Genomic DNA, 3079 nt, shown 5'->3' with positions numbered 1-3079 from the left:
ACTCATTTAAATCACTTTGCTATTAAGTACAAATTGATTCTTAGAGCGAACCAGATTGCTTGGCAGGAGCTTAAAAATATGGCAGCTTAAAATTGACCGTGCGTAACATGAGTTATTTAGAAACCTTTTGCCAAGATCATGGAGTGACGCTAAGTATTGAAGAGCTTGTAGCAGAAAAAATCCGTTTATTGAGCCTTTTAGAAACAGGTGTTCTACGCACTGCTAAAGACAAAGCAGAGGATTTAAGGTTTTCTATTGATCGACTTCTAAAACTGCGCCAGAAAGAACCTCTTACCTTGCTTGACAAAAATAGCCTCACTTCACTAGTTGAACAATGTGGAGAGGGAACTAATCAAGTGAGCAAAGTAATTAATAAACGTTTAGGTGATCAACTCTCTTATTATTTCTTCAAAGGACGTCTTCCTGAAGAGGCCATACCGATAGTCAGACGCTATGGTTTAGCAACAGACTTAAATAAACTGGGTAAAGAAATCCTGCCTGTCTTACGTTTACACAACAAAGTACATGGCTCACTGTATCAACAAGAAATAGAGCATCGTTTATGGAAACCTTTATTTGCTACCTTAAGACAAAGCTCCCTTCCTGCTGAGCTACCTAGTTTACTCGGCCCAGAGGCAGAGAGTCTTGCTAAAACTCAGCACTGCATGCATAAATTTGCCTTTGTTCTTAGTGGCTTAGCCTTAATCCAACAAAGAGTAGTCCATTCGGACATGTGGGATTTTAACCTCACCATCAAAAACTCTAAATTAAAGGAGTTGGCAAGCTCCTTTGGTCTCATTGAGATGATAAAAAACCCAAGTGCAACAAAAGATGCTATTGAAAGTAAATTAATGGAACTTATGCAACAGGTCGCCACCGAATACGGACTTGCTTATGAATCAGCGGATAGAATGAAAATGGCACATATGATAGGTTTAGCCAAACAAGAAAAAGCCTTGGGGTGCAAGGCATTCTTAGATGAAATCACATCCCTGACTAAGCAATATATTATTGAGAATAAAGAAATGATTAATCCTAATAATTTAATTGCCGAATTTAAGGATGAGCTGGCACTGATTAGGACCCAAACCGGAGAACTTACTCGACAAATTAAGAATTATCATAACCCTGAAGAGAGCGATCCTATTGCAGCAATTATCCCTACCCTGCAAGCAGGAAGAACTATGGATGAAATCCGTTTAAAGATGTAGGTTATTATTTTCTGCGGTTTCGACCGCAGAAAATTTTCAACTGATAGGATGTTTAATTGCTAACCGAGCAATTCGCTTATAACCCTAAATTATCACGTTTAAAGATGCGATCAGCGCGGTAACTTGAACGAACTAAAGGCCCTGATGCCACCTCAAAAAATCCTTTTTTAAGCCCAATTTCTCTAAGTTCGGCAAAGACTTCGGGTGTCACATAACGTTGAATGGGTAGATGATTCTTGGTGGGCTGGAGATATTGTCCTAAAGTGAGAATGTCCACCTTATGGGCTCTTAAATCATCCATAGTCTGAATAATTTCTTCATCTGTTTCCCCTAAACCAAGCATCAGACTTGTTTTAGTAAGGACATCGGGACGATATCTTTTGGCAAAAGCTAATACATTTAAGGTTTGATGATAACCGGCGCGGTTATCGCGGACGGGATGGGTTAATCTCTCTACCGTTTCCACATTTTGAGCAAATACATCCACACCGCTATCTAATAAAACGGCAACGTCTTTTTCCACGCCTTGAAAATCTGGGGTCAAAGCTTCAATTTTAGTTTTCGGCGAACTGGCTTTTATAGCTCTTATTGTTTGAGCATAATGATAAGCACCCCCATCAGCTAAATCATCGCGATTCACTGAGGTTAACACCACATAATCTAAATTCATTAATTGGACTGTCTTTCCCGTATTCTCTGGTTCTTGAGGATCTAACCAACCTTGCGGGTTTCCAGTATCCACCGCGCAAAAACGGCATGCTCTGGTACATACCGCCCCCATAAGCATAATGGTAGCGGTGCCATGAGACCAGCATTCTGCAATATTGGGACATTTAGCTTCTTCGCATACGGTCGCTAAGCGATGCTTTTGTACCTGTTCTTTAACTTCGTTATAAGCAGGGCTAATTTGGTTAACGATACGAAGCCATTTAGGCTTTGGTAACCGCTCGTGTGTTTCATCACTTGCTTTGATTCCGTCTTTAATTGCCGTAACACCATTTGAGGTAGTATATTTTTTACCACTTTCAACTACGACGGGAATGTTAATGGGTTTGCTCATCACACAGCCTAAAAAACAAAGAGTTTAGATGATCCCAAATGCTGGCTTTAATAGCAAGTCAATTTTTATTGGATTATAAAACTGCACAGCGATTACGACCAGCATCCTTCGCTTTGTATAAGGCGGTATCGGCACGAATAAATAAAGATTCTATATTATCCCCTTTAACTATCGTTGTAAGGCCGAACGAAACGGTCACATCCACCTTATTGTCACGGTAGGCAAATTGACAATCCTTTACCGATTTACGCAGTTTTTCTATCATGGATAGTGCTTCTTTACTGGATGTATCTTCAAAAATAAGAACAAATTCTTCACCACCATAACGGGCAATATAATCGGTATCACGCACGGACGATTTAAAAATAGAAGCGACTTTTTTAAGTACTTTATCTCCAGCTAAATGGCCGAAGGTATCGTTAATGAATTTGAAATGATCAATATCGCCTACAGCAAGAGATAAGTGTTTACCACTTTCATGCCAACGTTGTAAGGCTTCCGCAATGTATTCATCGTAAGATTCACGATTAGGTAAGCTAGTCAGGCTATCGTGATTAATTTTATATTTTTGATAAGAAAGTAAATTTTTAATTTCTTCGGCGTTTTGCTCAGATTCAGTCAGCTTCGATTTAAGTTGTTTGACTTGCTTTTGATAATGGGCATCCCGTTGTTGCTCATTAGCCCGATAGGGTGTGACCTCGCATTAATGTTCAAATATCTCTGAGCACCCTTCTCATTTGCTCCAATTATAGCCATACAGACGTTTATATTTACAATCAATTCAAGTATAATTTATTCAAAATTGACT

2 protein-coding genes and 1 pseudogene are annotated in these 3079 nt (G+C 39.2%); 1 reads left to right on the top strand and 2 read right to left on the bottom strand.

Annotated elements, in window-relative coordinates; translation table 11 throughout:
• Positions 1-89: 89 nt before the first annotated feature.
• Positions 90-1211 (top strand): annotated as a pseudogene (locus ELY15_RS16400) (TCP11-related protein); the annotation flags it as partial.
• A gap of 76 nt (positions 1212-1287) precedes the next feature.
• Here the strand turns inward: ELY15_RS16400 and lipA are convergent.
• Both lipA and ELY15_RS14910 read right to left on the bottom strand, forming a co-directional pair.
• Positions 1288-2271, bottom strand: a complete 984-nt coding sequence (gene lipA / locus ELY15_RS14915; RefSeq protein WP_127101409.1) for a lipoyl synthase — start codon at positions 2269-2271, stop codon at positions 1288-1290.
• 73 nt (positions 2272-2344) lie between these two features.
• The gene (locus ELY15_RS14910; protein WP_255411125.1) at positions 2345-2815 is read right to left on the bottom strand and encodes a GGDEF domain-containing protein; all 471 of its coding nucleotides are present in this window, start codon (positions 2813-2815) and stop codon (positions 2345-2347) included.
• Positions 2816-3079 lie beyond the last annotated feature (264 nt).

This window comes from Legionella sp. km772, assembly GCF_003989735.1.
GTDB lineage: Bacteria > Pseudomonadota > Gammaproteobacteria > Legionellales > Legionellaceae > Legionella.
This window is presented reverse-complemented; position numbering and strand designations above follow the sequence as displayed.

Coding starts and splice junctions, on each gene's coding strand:
- lipA (WP_127101409.1), bottom strand. CDS start 2,271: ATGAGCAAACCCATTAACATTCCCGTCGTAGTTGAAAGTGGTAAAAAA.